The 16,629-nt window shown below is 61.8% G+C and carries 16 protein-coding genes; 13 read left to right on the top strand and 3 right to left on the bottom strand.

Translation table 11 applies throughout. From position 1 onward, the window contains the following. Positions 1–6: 6 nt before the first annotated feature. The 3 genes from CUN63_RS24335 to CUN63_RS24345 are packed head-to-tail and all read right to left on the bottom strand — an operon-like array spanning position 7 to position 2,955. Positions 7–762, bottom strand: coding sequence for a glucose 1-dehydrogenase (locus CUN63_RS24335; RefSeq protein ID WP_129443167.1), 756 nt, complete (start codon positions 760–762; stop codon positions 7–9). Next, positions 750–2,429 (bottom strand): FAD-binding protein, encoded by a 1,680-nt coding sequence (locus CUN63_RS24340; RefSeq protein WP_129443169.1) that lies wholly within the window; start codon positions 2,427–2,429, stop codon positions 750–752. The genes CUN63_RS24335 and CUN63_RS24340 overlap by 13 nt, the downstream gene beginning before the upstream one ends. Positions 2,430–2,439: 10 nt before the next feature. Further along, entirely contained in the window at positions 2,440–2,955 is a 516-nt protein-coding gene (locus CUN63_RS24345) for a flavin reductase family protein (RefSeq protein WP_046049829.1), read from the bottom strand. Positions 2,956–3,721: 766 nt separating this feature from the next. On the opposite strand from CUN63_RS24345, the gene CUN63_RS24350 reads away from it, so the two are divergent. The 13 genes from CUN63_RS24350 to CUN63_RS31745 all read left to right on the top strand — a co-directional run bounded on the left by CUN63_RS24350 (position 3,722) and on the right by CUN63_RS31745 (position 16,432). Continuing rightward, complete coding sequence (locus tag CUN63_RS24350; protein ID WP_129443171.1) at positions 3,722–4,906, top strand: flavin-dependent monooxygenase; 1,185 nt, start codon at positions 3,722–3,724, stop codon at positions 4,904–4,906. Between the two features lie 122 nt (positions 4,907–5,028). Further along, on the top strand, positions 5,029–6,150 hold the full coding sequence (locus CUN63_RS24355) for an LLM class flavin-dependent oxidoreductase (RefSeq protein ID WP_129443173.1): 1,122 nt from the start codon (positions 5,029–5,031) through the stop codon (positions 6,148–6,150). A gap of 276 nt (positions 6,151–6,426) precedes the next feature. Continuing rightward, positions 6,427–7,323 carry a VOC family protein gene (locus CUN63_RS24360; protein ID WP_129443175.1) on the top strand — a complete coding sequence of 299 codons (897 nt, stop codon included), beginning with the start codon at positions 6,427–6,429 and terminating at the stop codon, positions 7,321–7,323. An 11-nt stretch (positions 7,324–7,334) separates the two neighbouring features. After that, positions 7,335–8,216 carry a CoA transferase subunit A gene (locus tag CUN63_RS24365; RefSeq protein ID WP_129443177.1) on the top strand — a complete coding sequence of 294 codons (882 nt, stop codon included), beginning with the start codon at positions 7,335–7,337 and terminating at the stop codon, positions 8,214–8,216. 12 nt (positions 8,217–8,228) lie between these two features. Beyond that, the gene (locus tag CUN63_RS24370; protein WP_129443179.1) at positions 8,229–9,017 is read left to right on the top strand and encodes a CoA-transferase subunit beta; all 789 of its coding nucleotides are present in this window, start codon (positions 8,229–8,231) and stop codon (positions 9,015–9,017) included. Between the two features lie 24 nt (positions 9,018–9,041). Then, a complete protein-coding gene (locus CUN63_RS24375) occupies positions 9,042–9,914 on the top strand; it encodes an enoyl-CoA hydratase (RefSeq protein WP_129443181.1) in 873 nt (290 codons plus the stop codon). A gap of 2 nt (positions 9,915–9,916) precedes the next feature. Further along, complete coding sequence (locus tag CUN63_RS24380; RefSeq protein ID WP_129443183.1) at positions 9,917–10,984, top strand: nitronate monooxygenase family protein; 1,068 nt, start codon at positions 9,917–9,919, stop codon at positions 10,982–10,984. Between the two features lie 11 nt (positions 10,985–10,995). Then, positions 10,996–11,751 carry an enoyl-CoA hydratase family protein gene (locus tag CUN63_RS24385; RefSeq protein ID WP_129443184.1) on the top strand — a complete coding sequence of 252 codons (756 nt, stop codon included), beginning with the start codon at positions 10,996–10,998 and terminating at the stop codon, positions 11,749–11,751. 10 nt (positions 11,752–11,761) lie between these two features. Further along, positions 11,762–12,928 carry an acyl-CoA dehydrogenase family protein gene (locus CUN63_RS24390; RefSeq protein ID WP_129443186.1) on the top strand — a complete coding sequence of 389 codons (1,167 nt, stop codon included), beginning with the start codon at positions 11,762–11,764 and terminating at the stop codon, positions 12,926–12,928. Between the two features lie 10 nt (positions 12,929–12,938). After that, the gene (locus tag CUN63_RS24395; RefSeq protein WP_129443188.1) at positions 12,939–13,994 is read left to right on the top strand and encodes an acyl-CoA dehydrogenase family protein; all 1,056 of its coding nucleotides are present in this window, start codon (positions 12,939–12,941) and stop codon (positions 13,992–13,994) included. A 28-nt stretch (positions 13,995–14,022) separates the two neighbouring features. Continuing rightward, entirely contained in the window at positions 14,023–15,171 is a 1,149-nt protein-coding gene (locus tag CUN63_RS24400; RefSeq protein ID WP_129443190.1) for an acetyl-CoA C-acetyltransferase, read from the top strand. Between the two features lie 26 nt (positions 15,172–15,197). After that, complete coding sequence (locus CUN63_RS24405) at positions 15,198–16,073, top strand: SDR family oxidoreductase (RefSeq protein WP_129443192.1); 876 nt, start codon at positions 15,198–15,200, stop codon at positions 16,071–16,073. 188 nt (positions 16,074–16,261) lie between these two features. Further along, positions 16,262–16,432 carry a hypothetical protein gene (locus CUN63_RS31745; RefSeq protein ID WP_165353278.1) on the top strand — a complete coding sequence of 57 codons (171 nt, stop codon included), beginning with the start codon at positions 16,262–16,264 and terminating at the stop codon, positions 16,430–16,432. Positions 16,433–16,629: the final 197 nt, after the last annotated feature.

Here is a 16,629-nt window from a genome sequence, read left to right on the forward strand (position 1 = left end):
TCGGCCTCAGAGCCCGCTGATCAATTGGGCGTTGTCGACGCGGATCTCGGCACCGTTGACGAAACGTGACTCGTCAGTGGCGAGGAACAGCACCACATTGGCAATGTCCCGAGGGGCGCACATACGATTCATCGGGTCTTGGTCGAGGGCTTCCTGAGGGATCGGCTGGCCGCCGGTCAAGGCCTGGGTCATCGGCGTGTTGACGCCATCCGGGTGCACGCTGTTGCAGCGAATGCGATAACCCTGTTGCTTGCAGTGCAAGGCAATCGATCGAGTCATTGCCGTCACCGCGCCTTTGGACGCCGAGTAGGCACAGAACATCGGCATCGCACCCAGCGCCGCCACCGACGACATATTGATGATCGAGCCACCGCCGGTTTCCTTCATGGCCTGGATCGCGTATTTGCAGCCGAGAAAGTAACCGTCTCCATTGATTTTCTGCACCTTCTGCCACAGTTCCAGCGTGGTGTCTTCGATGCTGCCCAAGGCCAGAATCGCAGCGTTGTTCACCAGTACGTCGAGGCGCCCGAAGTGTTCCAGGGTGGTTTTGATCACGTGTTGCCAATCGCTTTCGCTGGCGATGTCATGGCGAATGAACAGCGCATTGCTGCCGATTTCTGCGGCGACCTGGCGTCCGGCTTCTTCGTTGAGATCGGTCAGCACGACTTTGGCGCCTTCCCGGGCCAGCAGCAGGGCGTCTTCGCGACCGATGCCGCTGGCGGCGCCGGTGATGATGCAGACTTTGCCTTCTACACGTTGCATTGTTGTTCTCCTGAGCATGTGGTTTGAAGTGCGACTTGATCGGCCAGATGGGCAGCGGCCCGGCGACCGGAATAGATGCAATCGGCCAGCGACAGGCCGGAGACATAAAGGTTGGAAGCGATCCCGACTGCATTGCGGCCGGCGCTGTACAGACCACGGATCGGCTGACCTGCGTGGTCCAGCACCTGACCGCTGTGCTCGCAGACTTTCAGCCCGCCAAGGGTGATGACCGGGCAGGGAAACAGGCGGCTGGCGAAGGACAGATCGAGGGCGTACCACGGCCCCTGGTCCATATCGGCGAGCATGGCTTGCGACTTGCCGAACGTATCAACGATTTCGCCCCGCGCGGCGCGGCTATAGGTTTCCACGCTCTGTCGCAGGGCCTCGACGGGCAATCCGCAACGCTTGGCCAGCCTCGTCAAGCTGTTGCTGTGCCGGGCGTTAAACAGCAAATTGAGCAGCACCGGCAGGCGCTGGAATTGCCAGACTTTACCCGGCCCGACCTGACGCAATGCCTCGCGCACCAGCGCCCGGTTGAGAATCAGAATCGCGCGACCGTCCTGCTCTTCGACCATCGCGTGGCCGAGGGTCGCACCGTAGATTTCTTCGTTGGCGTAACGCTGACCCCGAGCATTGACGATCAACCCTCGGGCCCAGGCCAGTGGTGGATTGATAAAACGCCAGGCGCTGACCTTGTCCATCCGCGCCACGCTGCCACCGGCACTCTGGCCCAGGGCGATTCCGCTGCCGTTACAGCCTGTGGTCCCCAGCGGCAAACCGGCCAGATACTGCGGCGCATGCTGGCGGACCCACCCGCGATTGAAGATAAAACCGCCGCTGCTCAGCAACACACCCTGTTCGGCGCGAATCAGCTGGCGTTCGGCACTGGTTTGTTCGATGCGTCGCAAGCGAGCGCGCAAACGGTCGGCCAATGCCGGGACGTACATGTGGATGGCGCTGGCCCAGCGCGAAAGCCGGGTATGTTGACGGGCTGCGCGACTACCGGGCGGCAGGTGCCAGGCTTCGACCCCCAATACGTGATCGCTGGTGTCGAGCACCAGCCGTCGCACTTCGCACTGGCTGCGCAGGCGCGCACCGTGACGCAAGGCGCTGGCCTTGAGCGGGGCGAACAGGCTGGCGCCGGACATTCCGGGGCCTTTGGTGCGGTGACCGCGAGGTGCCGGTTTGGCAATGGCGGCATAGGCCGGTACGGCTTCGTTGCCGGAGTAATAAAGGTAGTACTGGTCGCTCGGGTACGAAGTTTTATGCGGCGGTACGCTGGATTCGAACGCGACACCCTGACGCTCAAGCCACGCCAGTTGTTCGGCACTGCCTTCGCAGAAACTACGCAGCGTCTGACTCCTGACGGCTTCGCCGACTTCCTGGCGCAGGTAGTTGAACATCGCTTCGCTGCTGTCTTCATAGCCAGCCTGGCGCTGATACGGCGTGCCGCCACCGGCATACACCACTCCGCCACTGAGCGCGGTGGCGCCGCCACCTTCAAAGCGGTCCAGCGCCAGCACCGTCAATCCGCGACTGGCGGCTTCGATGGCGGCACAGGCGCCGGCGCCGCCGAAACCGACCACCAGCAAGTCGCAGCGATCATCCCAGTTCAGCTGGTCGGCGCTGCTCACTCGCAACGCCGTCAACCCGTTCAGGCTGTCCATTTTTCAGGCCTCAGCCGGCGACAGCGAAGGAGGGGACGGGTTTGGCGGTGGTGGTGTAGGTGCCGTCGAGGTAGACCAGCGGGGTGATCGCTTCGCTGGTGTGGATTTGCAGGATGCGCCCGATGAATACGGTGTGAGTGCCGTAGCTGAAGTGGCCGTCTTGCCGGCAGAGGATTGCCGATTGGGCGTCTCCCAGATAGGGAATGCCGCCGGCACTGGTCAGCCAGTTGCCTCGGTCGAATCGTGCTTCGCCTTTGATTGCGCCGCTGCACAGGTGGGCGAGGTCTTGTTGTTCGACGCCGAGGATGTTGACGCAGAAGTCTGCGCCGGTCGCCAGTGCGGCATGGGGGGAGGCGGTTTTGTTGATGCAGATGAGGAGCGATGGTGGTTCGGTGCTGAGGGAGTCGACTGCCGTGGCGGCCATGGCGAAGCGCTCGGAGCCGTTACTGGTGCTGATTATGGTGACTGACTTGGCCAGGCGGCGCATGGCCTGGAGCATGTCGGCTTTCAAATTGATGTCGTTCATCGCACTAGCCCTTTCGTTGTGCATGGAGTGCGATGGATTCTTGCTCTGACGCCCCGCCGTAACATCGTCCGAGGGGACTAGGCCTTGGCGGCCTTCGGGCCGACCAGGCTCTTGTTGATCGAGTACATATCCATTTCTTCGGTTGTGGCGGCTGACGGTTTCGCCCTTACGGCAACTCCCTTTGGCAAACGCCCCAAAGGAAGCAAAGGTCTCGCCCCGAGCGTCCGGCCCCTCGCTTAGGCTCGGCGTTCCTTCGCTCCGGTGTCCATCTGGGGGCATCGCCTCCGGTTGGCTTCGCTTCAACCTCCTCTCGATGTGTTCGACTTCGTCGAACGGCGCTTCGCGCCTGCCCCCCAGATGAACACCTCCACTCAGCCTCCCGAAGGGGCGGGTGGATCAAGATCAAGAGCTGCAGGCGAGCTAACGCTCGGCCTGTTGAGTGGTGAGAAGCGAAAGGCGAAAGGCGACACCGATCCCCTGTGGGAGCGAGCTTGCTCCGGGCGGCGTTCCGACGATGACGGCTTATCTGCCGACCAATCTCTTACGGCTGTACGCAGTCCCCTGTAGGAGCTGCCGCAGGCTGCGATCTTTTGATCTTCGCTTTCATCCTTCGCTTTTCTTCAAACGCCACATGGTCCGTTTGAGGGATGCCCACCGCCCCACGCATTGCTTGAATGCCGCTGTGGAGGCGAGCACCACCGGTGCTGCATCCGCCCCGCTGCACGCGCGCCCCGGCGGATGGGGTGAACAGAGGAGAACAATAAAAATGCTCAACCAAGACCTGATTCGCCAGCGTCTGAGCCAACGTGCCCGCGAGCTGGTGCCGATCTTGCGTGAACGCGCCCTGAACGCCGCGCAAGCCGGCCAGCTGCCTGAAGAAACGCTGAAGGATTTCCACGACGCCGGGTTCTTTCGCATCCTTCAGCCATCGCGCTGGGAAGGCTATGAACTCGAACCCAAGGACTTCTTCGAGGTGCAGATGACCCTCGCCGAAGGCTGCATGTCCTCGGCCTGGGTGCTGGGGGTGGTGGCGATCCATAACTGGCAACTGGCGCTGTTCGATGACCGTGCGGCACAGGATGTCTGGGGCGCCGACTCCAGTGTGTTGATCTCTTCTTCCTATATGCCGGTGGGCAAGGTCGAGCGGGTCGAGGGTGGTTTCAAACTGAGCGGGCGCTGGGGGTTTTCTTCCGGCAGCAAGCACTGCGACTGGGTGTTCCTGGGGGCGTTGGTGCCACCGGAGGAGGCGGGCGGGGCGCCGGATTACCGGACTTTCCTGGTGCCGCGCAGCGACTACCAGATTCTCGATAACTGGAATGTCATGGGCCTGGAAGCCACCGGCTCCCACGACATCCTGGTGGAGAACGCCTTCGTTCCGGAGTACCGCACTCATCGGGCGTTCGACGGTTTCATGCAGGACAGTCCGGGTAACGCAGTGAACACCGCGCCGCTGTTCCGCCTGCCATTCGGGCAGATTTTTGTGCGGGCGGTGTCGTCCTCGGCCATTGGTGCCCTGCAGGGGGCGGTGGATCAGTTTGTCGAGCACAACCGCACGCGGGTCGGGGTCAACGACGGTCGCAAAATGGTCCAGGACCCAGCTGCGCAATCCTCGCTGGCCAACGCCATGGTCTGCGTTGACGAGTGCAAAACCGTCCTGCTGCGCAACTTCGCTCTGATGATGCAGCGGGCCCAAAGCGCAGAGCCATTGAGCATGCCCGAGCGGGTGAAGATGCGTTACGACTCGGCGCTGGTGGCCGACAAGTGCGCCAAAGCGGTTGCCGACCTGATGTTCAACAGCGGCGCCTCGACCATCTTCCGCAGCCACACGATCAACCGGGCATTCCGCGACATTCACACCGGCCGCGCCCACGTCGCGAACAACCCGGCCAAGTACGCCTGGAATCTCGGCGGGGTCAGCATGGGCCAGGACAGCAACGACTTTTTTCTCTGACTTTTACCTTTCAGTCAGCTAGTCCGTTTGCGTGATTCGAGCGCCCCGCCGATGCCCGAGCATGGGGGCAAGGCACAGGTCTCTGGCGCCGACTGCGCATCCAATAAACACAAGGATCAACCATGAAATTTTCACTGATTTACGAAGCCCAGACGGTGGACTCCAGCCGTGAAGGCGACCGCAAGATTTTCGAAGATACCGTTGAGCAGGCTGTGCTGGCCGACAAGCTCGGCTTCGACACCTTCTGGTGCGTAGAGCACACGGCGCTGAGCAACTACTCGCACATGTCCGCGCCGGAAACCATGCTGGCCTTCGTCGCCGGCAAGACCGAACGCATCGGCATCGGCCACGGCGTGGTCTGCCTGCCACCGGCGATGAACCACCCGGTGAAAGTCGCGGAACGCATCGCCACCCTCGACCTGTTGTCCAAAGGCCGGGTGCATTTTGGCGTCGGCAAGGGTGGCACCCAGCAGGAGGCCGGCACCTTCGGTTACGACCTGGCCACGTTGCAGCCGCAGATCGACGAAATGATGTACCTGATCCCGAAAATGTTCGTGCAGGACGAAATCGAACACAACGGCGACTTCGTACAGATCCCCAAGCGGCCGATCCATCCCAAGCCTTATCAAGACCCGCACCCGCCGATGTACCTGGCCTGCACCAACACCGAGTCGCTGAAAAACGCCGGCGGACGCGGCATGGGCGCCCTGGTGCTGGGCTTCGGTGGCCCGGAAGAAATCGCCAAGAAAGTCGAGGTCTACCATGAAGCCTGGGACAACCGCGATGAGAAGAAACAGGTGGGCTTCCGTCCCAACCGGCACATCGCAGCCCTGTGCCCGGCGATCGTGTTGGAAAACAACGAAGAGGCGCGCCGCATCGGCATCCGTGGCCAGCGCTACTTTATGGAATCGTTGGGCTACTGGTACGGCGGTGGCGAGCGCCCGGACCCGGAGAAGTGGAAGGACGACACCTTCATCGATGGCAACGGCCAGAGCGTGATCAAGTCGCGCTTCGCCTCGGAAGAAGTCAGCGTCGATTTCTCCGACCCGACCATGGCGATGATGAACCCCAACCACGCCTACGGCACCGTCGAGGATTGCATCGGTTACGTGCAACGGTTGATCGATGCGGGTGCCGACGAAATCCTGTTCATCTGCCAGATGGGCACCGTGCCGCAGTGGGCGCAACTGGAGACCCTGCGCAACATTGGCGAGAAGGTGATTCCGCATTTCCGTAAGGCTTAAAACCCGCCACTCAAGCATCTGAACACCCCATCACCCCTGTGGGAGCGAGCTTGCTCGCGAAGGCGGTCTTACATTCAACATCAATGTTGACTGGTATGGCCCCATCGCGAGCAAGCTCGCTCCCACAGTTTTTTTATGCGCTCACACCGTCATTTCCGCTAGTCCCATTGGACGATGTTGCCCCCGCGCAAACCCGCTTGAATAGCCCTGCATAAAGTCTCCCCCGGCAGCCGCCGAGTGCGGCGGGGCCTTAGAAAAAGAACGAGGAGTGCATCCATGGATATCCGTGGTCTGGGTTACGTCACCCTGTTATCCAGCGACCTGGCGCAATGGCGCCAGTACGCAAGCCAGGTGCTGGGCATGATGGTGGCCGGCAGCGATGACGATGAGCGGCTGTACCTGAAAATAGACGAGCGTCATTACCGCATTCTGGTGGAGAAAAGCACTGAGAACGGCTTCGGTGCGTGCGGCTGGGAAGTGTCTGGCAAAGCGGCACTCGAACACGCCGTCAGCGTTCTGGAACAAGCCGATGTGCAAGTTACCCGCGGCACCGTGGCCCAGGCCGAGGTTCGCAAGGTCCAGGAACTGGTGCACTTCAGCGACCCGGATGGTAACCGTCACGAACTGTTCTGGGGACCTCTGAAGGACTTCGCACGCTTCGTCTCGCCGGTCGGGGTCAAGGGTTTCGTCACCAACGAATTGGGCATGGGCCACGTGGTACTGCCGGCGCCGAGCTTCGAGCGTTGCCGGGATTTCTACGAGCAAGTGCTCGGTTTCGGGCTGTCCGACCTGATGAAAGTCCGCTTCACTCCGGACCCGGCCGAGCCGCAAAAGCGCATCCACTTCCTGCACTGCAATAACGGTCGGCATCACTCGCTGGCGATCTTCGAGTGCCCGATGCCCCACGGCTGCGTGCACATGATGGTCGAGGTCAACGCGCTGGACGAAGTCGGTCGCGCCCTTGATCGCGTGCACGCCAACGGCGTGAAGCTGTCGGCCACCCTGGGCCAGCACACCAACGATCAGATGATCTCGTTCTACATCAAGACGCCGTCCGGGTTTGACCTGGAATACGGCTGCGATGGCCTGGTGGTCGATTGGGATCGCCACACACCTTTTGAAAGCACAGTGGTCAGCCACTGGGGCCACGACTTCAGTGTCGGGCGCCAATGAGGAAGATGACGATGGACAAGCGAATGACCACGGCCGAGATGGTCGGCCAACTGCGTGACGGCATGACCATCGGCATCGGTGGCTGGGGGCCGCGGCGCAAACCCATGGCGTTGGTGCGGGAGATTTTGCGCTCCGACCTCAAGGACCTCACCGTGGTCGCCTACGGCGGTGCCGATGTCGGCATGCTCTGCGCGGCCGGCAAGATCAGGAAACTGGTGTTCGCCTTCGTTTCCCTGGATTTCATTCCACTGGAGCCGTACTTCCGCAAGGCACGCCAAGAGGCGGCGCTGGAGGTGATGGAAATCGACGAAGGCATGCTCCTGCTCGGTCTGCGGGCCGCAGCGATGAATGTGCCGTTTATTCCGACGGCAGTTGGTCTGGGCACCGACGTGCTGCGCCACAACCGGCAGATCAAGCTGATTGCCTCGCCCTATGCCGATGGCAAGGACTGGGTCGCGATGCCGGCGCTCAAACTCGATGCGGCGCTGATCCACGTCGACCGTGCCGATGCGCGCGGTGTCTGCCAGATCAGCGGCCCCGATCACTACATGGACGACCTGTTCGTACGTGCCGCGACTCACAGCTACGTGACCTGCGACGAACTGGTGGACAGCGAACATTTTCACGCCGATGCCGGGCATGCGAATCAGGTGTTCTGGGAACGCAACCTGACCACCGCCGTGGCCCACGTGCCGGGCGGTGCGCATCCGTCTTCCTGCGCGCCGCTGTACGGTTTCGACGTGGCGCACTTCAAGGCTTACAACGCTTCGGTCCAAGCCGTCGATGGCTGGCAGGACTATGTCCGCGACTACGTCGACTGCACTCACGAACAGTACCTGGACAAGGTCGGCGGCCTGGCTGCGATCCGCCAACTGCCGTTGCCGATTTTTTAAGGGAGCCTTGCGATGAGCACTACCACTTACAGCCTCGCCGAATTGATGATCTGCGCCGCTTCCGAAGCCTGGCGCGACGATGGTGAGGTCCTGGCCAGCGGCATCGGTGTGATCCCGCGCCTTGCCGCGTCACTGGCCATGCTCAGCAGCAATCCGCAGTTGTTGATGACCGACTCCGAAGCCTACATGGTCGCCGAACCGGTGCCGTTGGGCGCGCGCAACGGCTATCAACCCAAGCGCGACAGCTGGATGGGTTTCTCGCGGATTTTCGACAACGTGTGGGGCGGCAAGCGCCATGCGCTGGTCGGCCCGACCCAGATTGACCGCTTCGGCCAGGCGAACATTTCGTGCATTGGCGATTACGCCAAACCCAAGGCGCAAATGCTCGGCGTGCGCGGTTTTCCCGGCAACTCCATCAGCCACGCCAACTCTTTTTGCGTACCCAGCCACAACCGTCGGGTGTTCGTCGAAGGCGAGGTCGATATGGTCGCCTCGGTCGGCTACAACCCGGCGCGTCTGGCGCGCGGCTGGTCGCTGGACGACATCGATATCCGCCGGATCATCACTGACCTCTGCGTGCTGGATTTCCTGGGCCCGCTCCGGCAAATGCGCATTCGCTCGCTGCACCCCGGCGTGACGGTGGCCGAGGTTCAGGACAACACCGGGTTTGCCCTGCATGTGCCGCAAGACTGCCCGACCACGGCTGCCCCGACCGTCGAGCAATTGCAGCTGATCCAGCGCCTGGACCCGCACAACCTGCGTGCCAGCCAGCTCAAAGACAACCCGCCAGGCCAACGCTGAGCGCCCCCGTTTCGGAGAAAAGTGATGGCTGAACATAACGACAAGAACGAGGCCGACGTGGTGCTTTACGAGGTGCGCGGCGCGGTGGCCCTGGTCACCATGAATCGCCCCGAATACCACAACGCGCAGAACTCGCAGATGACCTACGCGCTTGACGCGGCGTTTCGCCGGGCCTGCGATGACGATGAGGTGAAAGTCATCGTGCTGCGTGGTGCCGGCAAGCACTTCTCCGCGGGGCATGACATCGGTACGCCGGGTCGCGACGTCGATCAGACGTTCGACCGCGCGAGCCTTTGGTACGACCACACCAACAAACCGGGCGGCGAGTTTCTCTACGCCCGGGAGCAGGAAGTCTATCTGGGCATGTGCCGCCGCTGGCGCGAAATGCCCAAGCCAACCATCGCCATGGTCCAGGGGGCGTGCATCGCGGGGGGGCTGATGCTGGCCTGGGTGTGCGACCTGATCGTCGCCAGTGAGGATTCTTACTTCGCGGATCCGGTGGTGCGAATGGGCATTCCCGGGGTCGAGTACTTCGCCCATGTGCATGAGCTGAACCCGCGCATCGCCAAGGAGTTTCTGTTCCTCGGCGAGCGCATGCCGGCGGCACGCGCCTATCAAATGGGCATGCTCAACCGGGTAGTGCCCCGAGATGAACTGGAACAGCAAACCCTCGACATCGCCGGGCGCATTGCGCAGATGCCGCGCCTCGGTCTGCAATTGAGCAAGCAGGCAGTCAACAACGCCGAAGACCTGATGGGCAAGCGCGCGACCATGGACATGGTCTTCGGCCTGCACCACTTCGCCCACGCCCACAATGAACTGGTGTCGGGTGACCGACTCGGCGGATATGACGCCAAGGCCATGGCCCGTTCGCAACGCACCTCGGGCGGGGCGTGAGCATGGCGATCTCTTTGAATACCCGCCTAACCGAATTACTTGGCTGTCGCTATCCGATCATCCAGACCGCGATGGGCTGGGTCGCCGACCCGAAACTGGTGGCGGCCACGGGCAATGCCGGCGGCTTCGGCTTTCTCGCCGGGGCGACCATTGAGCCTCAGCGGATGGAGGCAGCGATCCTCGAAACCCGGCGTCTGACCGATCAGCCTTTCGGCGTCAATTTTCATATGTACCAGGCCAACGCCGCAGAGATCGTCGAGCTGGTGCTGCGCCACAACGTCAGGGCGGTCAGCTACAGCCGCTCGCCCGGTAAGCAAATGATCAGCCGTCTGAAGGATGCCGGCGTGGTGTGCATCCCCACCGTTGGAGCGCTCAAGCACGCGCAGAAAGCCGTGGAAATGGGCGCCGATGCGGTCACCGTACAGGGCGGCGAGGGCGGTGGGCATACGGGCTCGGTGCCGACTTCGCTACTGCTCGATCAAGTCGTCAACGCAGTCTCGGTGCCCGTGGTGGCCGCCGGTGGTTTCAAGGATGGTAAAGGTCTGGTCTCGGCCCTGGCCTACGGCGCCGAAGGCATTGCCATGGGCACGCGCTTTCTGATGTGCGCCGACAGTCCGGTGCCGCAGGCGACCCTGTCGCGTTACCTCGCGGTCAAGGACCCGGCGGCGATCATCATCAGTCGCGCCATCGACGGTATGCCGCAACGGATGATTCGCAACGAATTGCTCAACCAGCTTGAAGCCAGTGGTGGTCTCAAACGCTTGTTGTTGGCCTTCCAGAGTGGCCTGGCGTACCGCCGCCACAGTGGCATGAGCCTGACGCAACTGCTCGGCAGTGTTTTGAAAATGCGCGGCAGCGGTGAGCTGACGGCCGCCCAAAGCATCATGGCCGCCAACGCGCCGATGGTGATTAAGAAAGCCATGGTCGATGGGTTACCCGCCGAAGGTGTACTGCCCGCCGGCCAGATCGCCGCGTCTATCGACAGCTTGCCCAGCTGCGCCCAATTGATTGAACAGATCGTCCGTGACGCCGAAGCGCGTCTGGGCGAGCTGTGCCGCCGTGTGTCGTGAAGGGGAAAGGCATGAAACCATTTAGCGTCAGTATCGATAACGGCATTGCCGAACTGGTGTTCAACCAGCCACCGGTCAACGCCTTCAATTGTCAGGGCTGGGCCGATATCGCCAGCGAGATCGAAGGCCTCGGTCGAGACGCCAACGTGCGGGTGATCGTGATTCGCGCCGAAGGTCGCGGCTTCTGCGCCGGGGTCGACATCAAGGAACTGGCCGCCGATGGCAACCTGATCGTGGCGGTGAACAAAGGCAACTACGACAGCTTCAAGGCGATCCACCGCAACCCGAAACCGGTGATCGTTGCCGTACACGGCTTCGTCCTCGGCGGCGGCATCGGCATCTGCGGCGCGGCCGACATTCTGGTGGCCTCCGAGTGCGCCAGTTTCGGCGTGCCCGAGGTCGATCGCGGTGCCATGGGCGGCGGCGCGCATTTGCAGCGGTTGTTCCCGGTGCAGAAGGTCCGTCACATGTACTTCACCGGCGAGATGATCAATGCCGCCGAGGCCTGGCGCCTGGGGGCGGTAGAGCGTGTGGTCAAGCGCGAGGATTTGCGTGAGGCCGCGTTGCAGATCGCCCGCACCATCGCCGCCAAGAGCCCGGCCATGATCAGCCTCGCCAAAGAAGCGCTGAGCGGTATCGAAGACGGCAATCTGGAAGACAAATATCGCTGGGAGCAGGGCTTCACGCTCGAGGCCTATCGCTCACTGGACTCACAGGAAGCACGCGACTCGTTCGTCGAGAAGCGCGATGCCCACTTCAACGGCTGAAGGCACTCTCATGGACCTGACATACACCCCGGCCCAGCAGGCCTTTCGCGCCGAGGCGCGGACCTGGCTGACGGCCAATGTACCCCGTGAACCGCTGCAATCGTTCGACACCGAGCAAGGCTTTGCCGAGCACCGTGCCTGGGAAAACCGGCTTAACGACGGTCGCTGGGGCATGGTCACCTGGCCGATCGATCTCGGCGGGCGCGGTTGCGACTTGATCGAGTGGTTGATCTTCGAGGAGGAGTACTACCGCTCTGGCGCGCCTGCACGGGTTAACCAGAACGGCATCTTCCTGCTCGGCCCGACGCTGATGGAATACGGTAGTGAGGAACAGAAAGCGCGCTTTCTGCCACGCATGGCCACCGGTGAAGACATCTGGGCCCAGGCCTGGTCCGAACCGGGCGCGGGTTCCGACATGGCGGCGATCCGCTCGAAGGCCGAACGGGTGGGCGACCATTACGTGATCAACGGCCAGAAAACCTGGTCGACTCGCGCCGTGTGGGCTGACTGGGTATTCGGCATTTTCCGCACCGACCCTCATTCGCAGCGCCATCAGGGTCTGACGTTTATTCTGCTGCCGCTCGACAGCCCGGGGATCACCGTACGGCCGATTCCGCAGCTCAATGGCTTGCCGGGGTTTGCCGAGATTTTCTTCGACGACGTCAAGGTTCCGGTGGAAAACGCGCTGGGCGGCGAGGGTATGGGTTGGCATGTGGCGATGTCCACCGCCGGGTTCGAACGTGGTTTGCTGTTGCGTTCACCCGCACGTTTTCAGGAAACCGCTCGGCGACTGGTGCAGCTGTACCTGGCCAACCGCGAGCAGGCTGATCGTGACCCGGCCATTGGCGAGTCGGTGATGCGCGCCTGGCTGGACGCCGAGGCTTACACCCTGAGCACCTACATGACCGCCTCGAAACTGGTGCAGGGCGGCAAGATCGGACCGGAGTCTTCGACCAACAAAATCTTCTGGTCGGAACTCGATCAGCGCATGCACGACACCGCCATGAGCATTCTCGGCTTGCGTGGCGAGCTGCTGCCCGAAGCACCTGCTGCGGGCGATGTCGGCCATTGGCTGGAAGGTTTTCTGTTTGCCCAGGCCGGACCGATCTACGCCGGCACCAACGAGATCCAGCGCAACATCATTGCCGAACGCATGCTCGGCATGCCGCGTGCCTGAGGAATAGACCATGGACTTTAGTTTCAGCCGCGACCAGTTGCTGTTCCAGGACAACGTCAGGAGTTTTCTGATCAACGAGGTCACCCCGGAGCGCATTCGCGAACTCTGGCTTTGCGATAGCGGGCGCAGCGATCAGCTCTGGGCCCAATTGGTGGAATTGGGCCTGACCGCGCTGACCGTTCCCGAAGAGCAAGACGGGATGGGCATGAATGAATTGGATTTCATTCTGCTTGCTCAGGAATGTGGTTATGCCGGTCTGCCCGAGCCGCTGGTGGACACGATGCTGATCGGCGTGCCGTTGCTCGCCGCCCTTGATGAAAGCCACGCGGCGCTCAAACAGCACTGGCTGGCGCGCGTCGCGGAAGGCCATGCACGGTTGGCGATTGCCGAACCGGGTAACCCGCTGGTCAGCGATGCTCATGTCGCCGATTTGCTGTTGTTGGCTCATGGCGATGAGGTGCATGCGGTCGAACCTGGCGCAGTACGCCTGACCCGCAATGTGTCGGTCGATCCCAGTCGTCAGCTGTTTCAGGTCGACTGGACGCCAACGTCCGCCACCTGCGTGGCCGCAGGCGAACAGGGCCGGCGCTTGTGGGCCGCCGCGTTTAATCGTGGGGCGCTGGGCTGTGCCGCGCAAATGCTGGGGCTGGCCAAACGTATGGTCGACCTCGCGGTGGATTACACCTTTGAACGCAAACAGTTCGGCAAGCCGGTGGGTTCGTTTCAGGCGGTCAAGCATTTGATGGCCAACGTCGCGGTGCAGATCGAGTTCGCCAAAGGGCCGCTGTATCGCGCTGCCTATGCTCTGGCCGAGCAGCAACCGGGACAAGACGTGCTGGTGTCCCACGCCAAACTGGCGACGGCGGAAGCGGCGATGCTTGCCGCAAAAAACACCATTCAGGCCCATGGCGCCATGGGTTACACCTGGGAAGTCGACCTGCACTTGTTCATGAAACGCGCCTGGGCGCTGGACAAAGTCTGGGGTGATCGCGGCCATCACAAAGGGCGGATCCGCGCGGCCTTGTTCAACGGCAAACCGGCGTTAGGTGCCGGCCAGACCTTCTGACGAGTTCCACCTTTTTTCGAGAGATAACATGCCTGAAGCCTATATTGTCGACGCCCTGCGCACGCCCACCGGACGGCGCAAGGGTGGTTTGAGCCAGATTCACGCAGCCGATCTGGGCGCCCACGTCTTGCGTGCGCTGGTCGAGCGCAACGACATCCCCGATGACGATTACGACGACGTGATCTTCGGTTGTGTCGACACCATCGGTCCGCTGGCCGGGGACATTGCCCGAACCAGTTGGCTGGCCGCCGGCCTGTCGGAGACGGTACCCGGCACCACCATCGATCGCCAGTGCGGTTCGTCCCAGCAAGCGGTGCACTTTGCCGCCCAAGCGGTGATGAGCGGCACCCAGGATGTGGTCGTCGCCGGCGGCGTGCAAACCATGACCCAGATTCCTATTTCCTCAGCCATGATCGCTGCCGAACCGCTGGGCTTCAGTGATCCGTTCAGCGGCTCCGAAGGTTGGGTCCGGCGCTATGGCGTACAACCGCCGACTCAATTCCGTTCGGCGCAGATGATTGCCGAGAAGTGGGGGCTGTCCCGAGAACAGCTGGAAGCCTATTCACTGGAGTCCCATCAGCGGGCATTGCGGGCCATCGAGCAAGGGCGGTTCAACCGGGAAATCGTGCCACTGGCCGGAGTCGTGCACGACGAAACGCCGCGCCAGACCAGCCTGGCGAAAATGGCCGAACTGGACGTTCTGTTTGGCTGCGACCGGGTGACCGCAGCAGTGTCCAGCCAGACCTGCGACGCGGCCAGCGCGATGTTGATCGTTTCTGAAACAGCACTCAAACGCTACGGACTGACACCGCGCGCGCGTATCCACCACCTCAGCGTGCGCGCCGCAGACCCGATCTGGATGCTCACCGCTCCAATCCCGGCCACCGCTTATGCACTCAAGCGAGCCGGGATGAAGCTTGAAGACATCGATCGGGTGGAGATCAACGAAGCCTTCGCCTCGGTCGCGATGGCCTGGCTCAAAGAGACCGGTTATCCCCATGAACAGACCAACGTCAACGGCGGCGCGATTGCCCTCGGCCATCCGCTGGGCGCCACCGGCACCCGGTTGATGTGTACGTTGTTGCATGAACTGGAGCGCAGCGGGGGACGCTTCGGCTTGCAGACCATGTGCGAAGGTGGCGGCCAGGCCAACGTGACGATTATCGAACGCTTGTAAGCGATGTATTTGAAGGGAGCAGGAACATGAAAATCTGTGAGAACCGCGTAGTGATCATCACCGGTGCCGGCGGTGGTCTGGGTCGGGCCTACGCGCTGGCCTTCGCCGCCGAGGGCGCTAAAGTGGTGGTCAACGATATCAATCGTGAAGCGGCGCTGGCCGTGGTCGGCGAAATTTTCGCGCACGGTGGAAGCGCCGTGGCCAACAGCAACGACATCACCCGCTACGACGATGCGGCGTTGATCGTGCGCCACGCCATCGAAACCTTCGGCGGCCTGGACGTGGTGGTCAACAACGCCGGCATCTGTCGCGACCGCATGTTCGCCAGCCTCACCGAAGCCGACTGGGATGCAGTGGTGGCCGTGCACCTCAAAGGCCACTTCTGTATCGCCAGCCACGCCGCACGTTACTGGCGCGAACAGGCCAAGGGAGGTGCGCAGCTGAGTGCGCGGATCATCAATACCAGTTCCGGGGCCGGTTTGCAGGGCTCCATCGGTCAATCCAACTATGCCGCTGCCAAGGCTGGTATCGCTACGTTGACGCTGGTGCAGGCGGCCGAGCTGGGTCGCTATGGCATAACCGTCAACGCCTTGGCCCCGGCCGCGCGCACCGGAATGACCGAGCAGGTGTTCGCCGATACCATGAAAAAACCTGAAGAGGGCTTCGACTACTTCGCTCCGGAAAACGTTGCGCCGCTGGTGGTCTGGCTCGGCTCGCAAGCCTCCAGTGCGGTGAACGGGCAGATGTTCGAAGTCGAGGGCGGCAAGTTGTCGATTGCCGACGGCTGGCGTAGAGGTCCGGAACTGGACAGGCAAGGGCGTTGGGCGGTGGGCGAGGTGGGTCAGGCGGTAGAGCAATTGATGGCCCGGGCGGTGCCGGCGGCGAAAGTGTACGGCAGCTGATTGGGCCGCGAATCCCTCTATATAGAAAGATTCGCCTTGCTCTTCTATATAGAGTGGAAACGGGCTGTTTTCCGGCCTCCAGCAAGTGTTTGATAGAAAAGCGTAATTAAAGGTTGACGGCAGATTCTGGAAGTCTATAATTCGCCCCACTTCCGGCGCAGTCGAAACGGAAAACTCCTTGGTAAACAATGAGTTACGAAGTTTTCGACAGTGAGTTGCTTCAGATCATCGAAGCCCAGAAGGAGTTGAAAGAGCAGGGGTGGTTTGGCTCTTTTAACGGTTCGATCTTCTCGGTCGACAGCGGTGTAAAAGAGGTGTTGACAGCAGCGAGTAACGCTGTAGAATTCGCCTCCCGCTAACGAGAGATCGCAAGCGCAAGTGGTTGAAGTTGCAAAGGAAACTTTGAAAACTTCGAAAAATAACCGCTTGACAGCAACAGAGGCTGCTGTAGAATGCGCGCCTCGGTTGAGACGAAAGATCTTAACCAACCGCTCTTTAACAACTGAATCAAGCAATTCGTGTGGGTGCTTGTGGAGTCAGACTGATAGTCAACAAG

The sequence above is a fragment of the Pseudomonas sp. ACM7 genome, from assembly GCF_004136015.1.
Classification (GTDB): domain Bacteria; phylum Pseudomonadota; class Gammaproteobacteria; order Pseudomonadales; family Pseudomonadaceae; genus Aquipseudomonas; species Aquipseudomonas frigoris.

Bases quoted from the DNA above. Each gene is read 5' to 3' on its own strand.
- CUN63_RS24395 (WP_129443188.1), top strand. From the start codon at position 12,939: ATGGACTTTAGTTTCAGCCGCGACCAGTTGCTGTTCCAGGACAACGTC.
- CUN63_RS24375 (WP_129443181.1), top strand. From the start codon at position 9,042: ATGGCTGAACATAACGACAAGAACGAGGCCGACGTGGTGCTTTACGAG.
- CUN63_RS24340 (WP_129443169.1), bottom strand. From the start codon at position 2,429: ATGGACAGCCTGAACGGGTTGACGGCGTTGCGAGTGAGCAGCGCCGAC.
- CUN63_RS24350 (WP_129443171.1), top strand. From the start codon at position 3,722: ATGCTCAACCAAGACCTGATTCGCCAGCGTCTGAGCCAACGTGCCCGC.
- CUN63_RS24400 (WP_129443190.1), top strand. From the start codon at position 14,023: ATGCCTGAAGCCTATATTGTCGACGCCCTGCGCACGCCCACCGGACGG.
- CUN63_RS24380 (WP_129443183.1), top strand. From the start codon at position 9,917: ATGGCGATCTCTTTGAATACCCGCCTAACCGAATTACTTGGCTGTCGC.
- CUN63_RS24365 (WP_129443177.1), top strand. From the start codon at position 7,335: ATGGACAAGCGAATGACCACGGCCGAGATGGTCGGCCAACTGCGTGAC.
- CUN63_RS24335 (WP_129443167.1), bottom strand. From the start codon at position 762: ATGCAACGTGTAGAAGGCAAAGTCTGCATCATCACCGGCGCCGCCAGC.
- CUN63_RS24345 (WP_046049829.1), bottom strand. From the start codon at position 2,955: ATGAACGACATCAATTTGAAAGCCGACATGCTCCAGGCCATGCGCCGC.
- CUN63_RS24360 (WP_129443175.1), top strand. From the start codon at position 6,427: ATGGATATCCGTGGTCTGGGTTACGTCACCCTGTTATCCAGCGACCTG.
- CUN63_RS24370 (WP_129443179.1), top strand. From the start codon at position 8,229: ATGAGCACTACCACTTACAGCCTCGCCGAATTGATGATCTGCGCCGCT.
- CUN63_RS24385 (WP_129443184.1), top strand. From the start codon at position 10,996: ATGAAACCATTTAGCGTCAGTATCGATAACGGCATTGCCGAACTGGTG.
- CUN63_RS24405 (WP_129443192.1), top strand. From the start codon at position 15,198: ATGAAAATCTGTGAGAACCGCGTAGTGATCATCACCGGTGCCGGCGGT.
- CUN63_RS24390 (WP_129443186.1), top strand. From the start codon at position 11,762: ATGGACCTGACATACACCCCGGCCCAGCAGGCCTTTCGCGCCGAGGCG.
- CUN63_RS24355 (WP_129443173.1), top strand. From the start codon at position 5,029: ATGAAATTTTCACTGATTTACGAAGCCCAGACGGTGGACTCCAGCCGT.
- CUN63_RS31745 (WP_165353278.1), top strand. From the start codon at position 16,262: ATGAGTTACGAAGTTTTCGACAGTGAGTTGCTTCAGATCATCGAAGCC.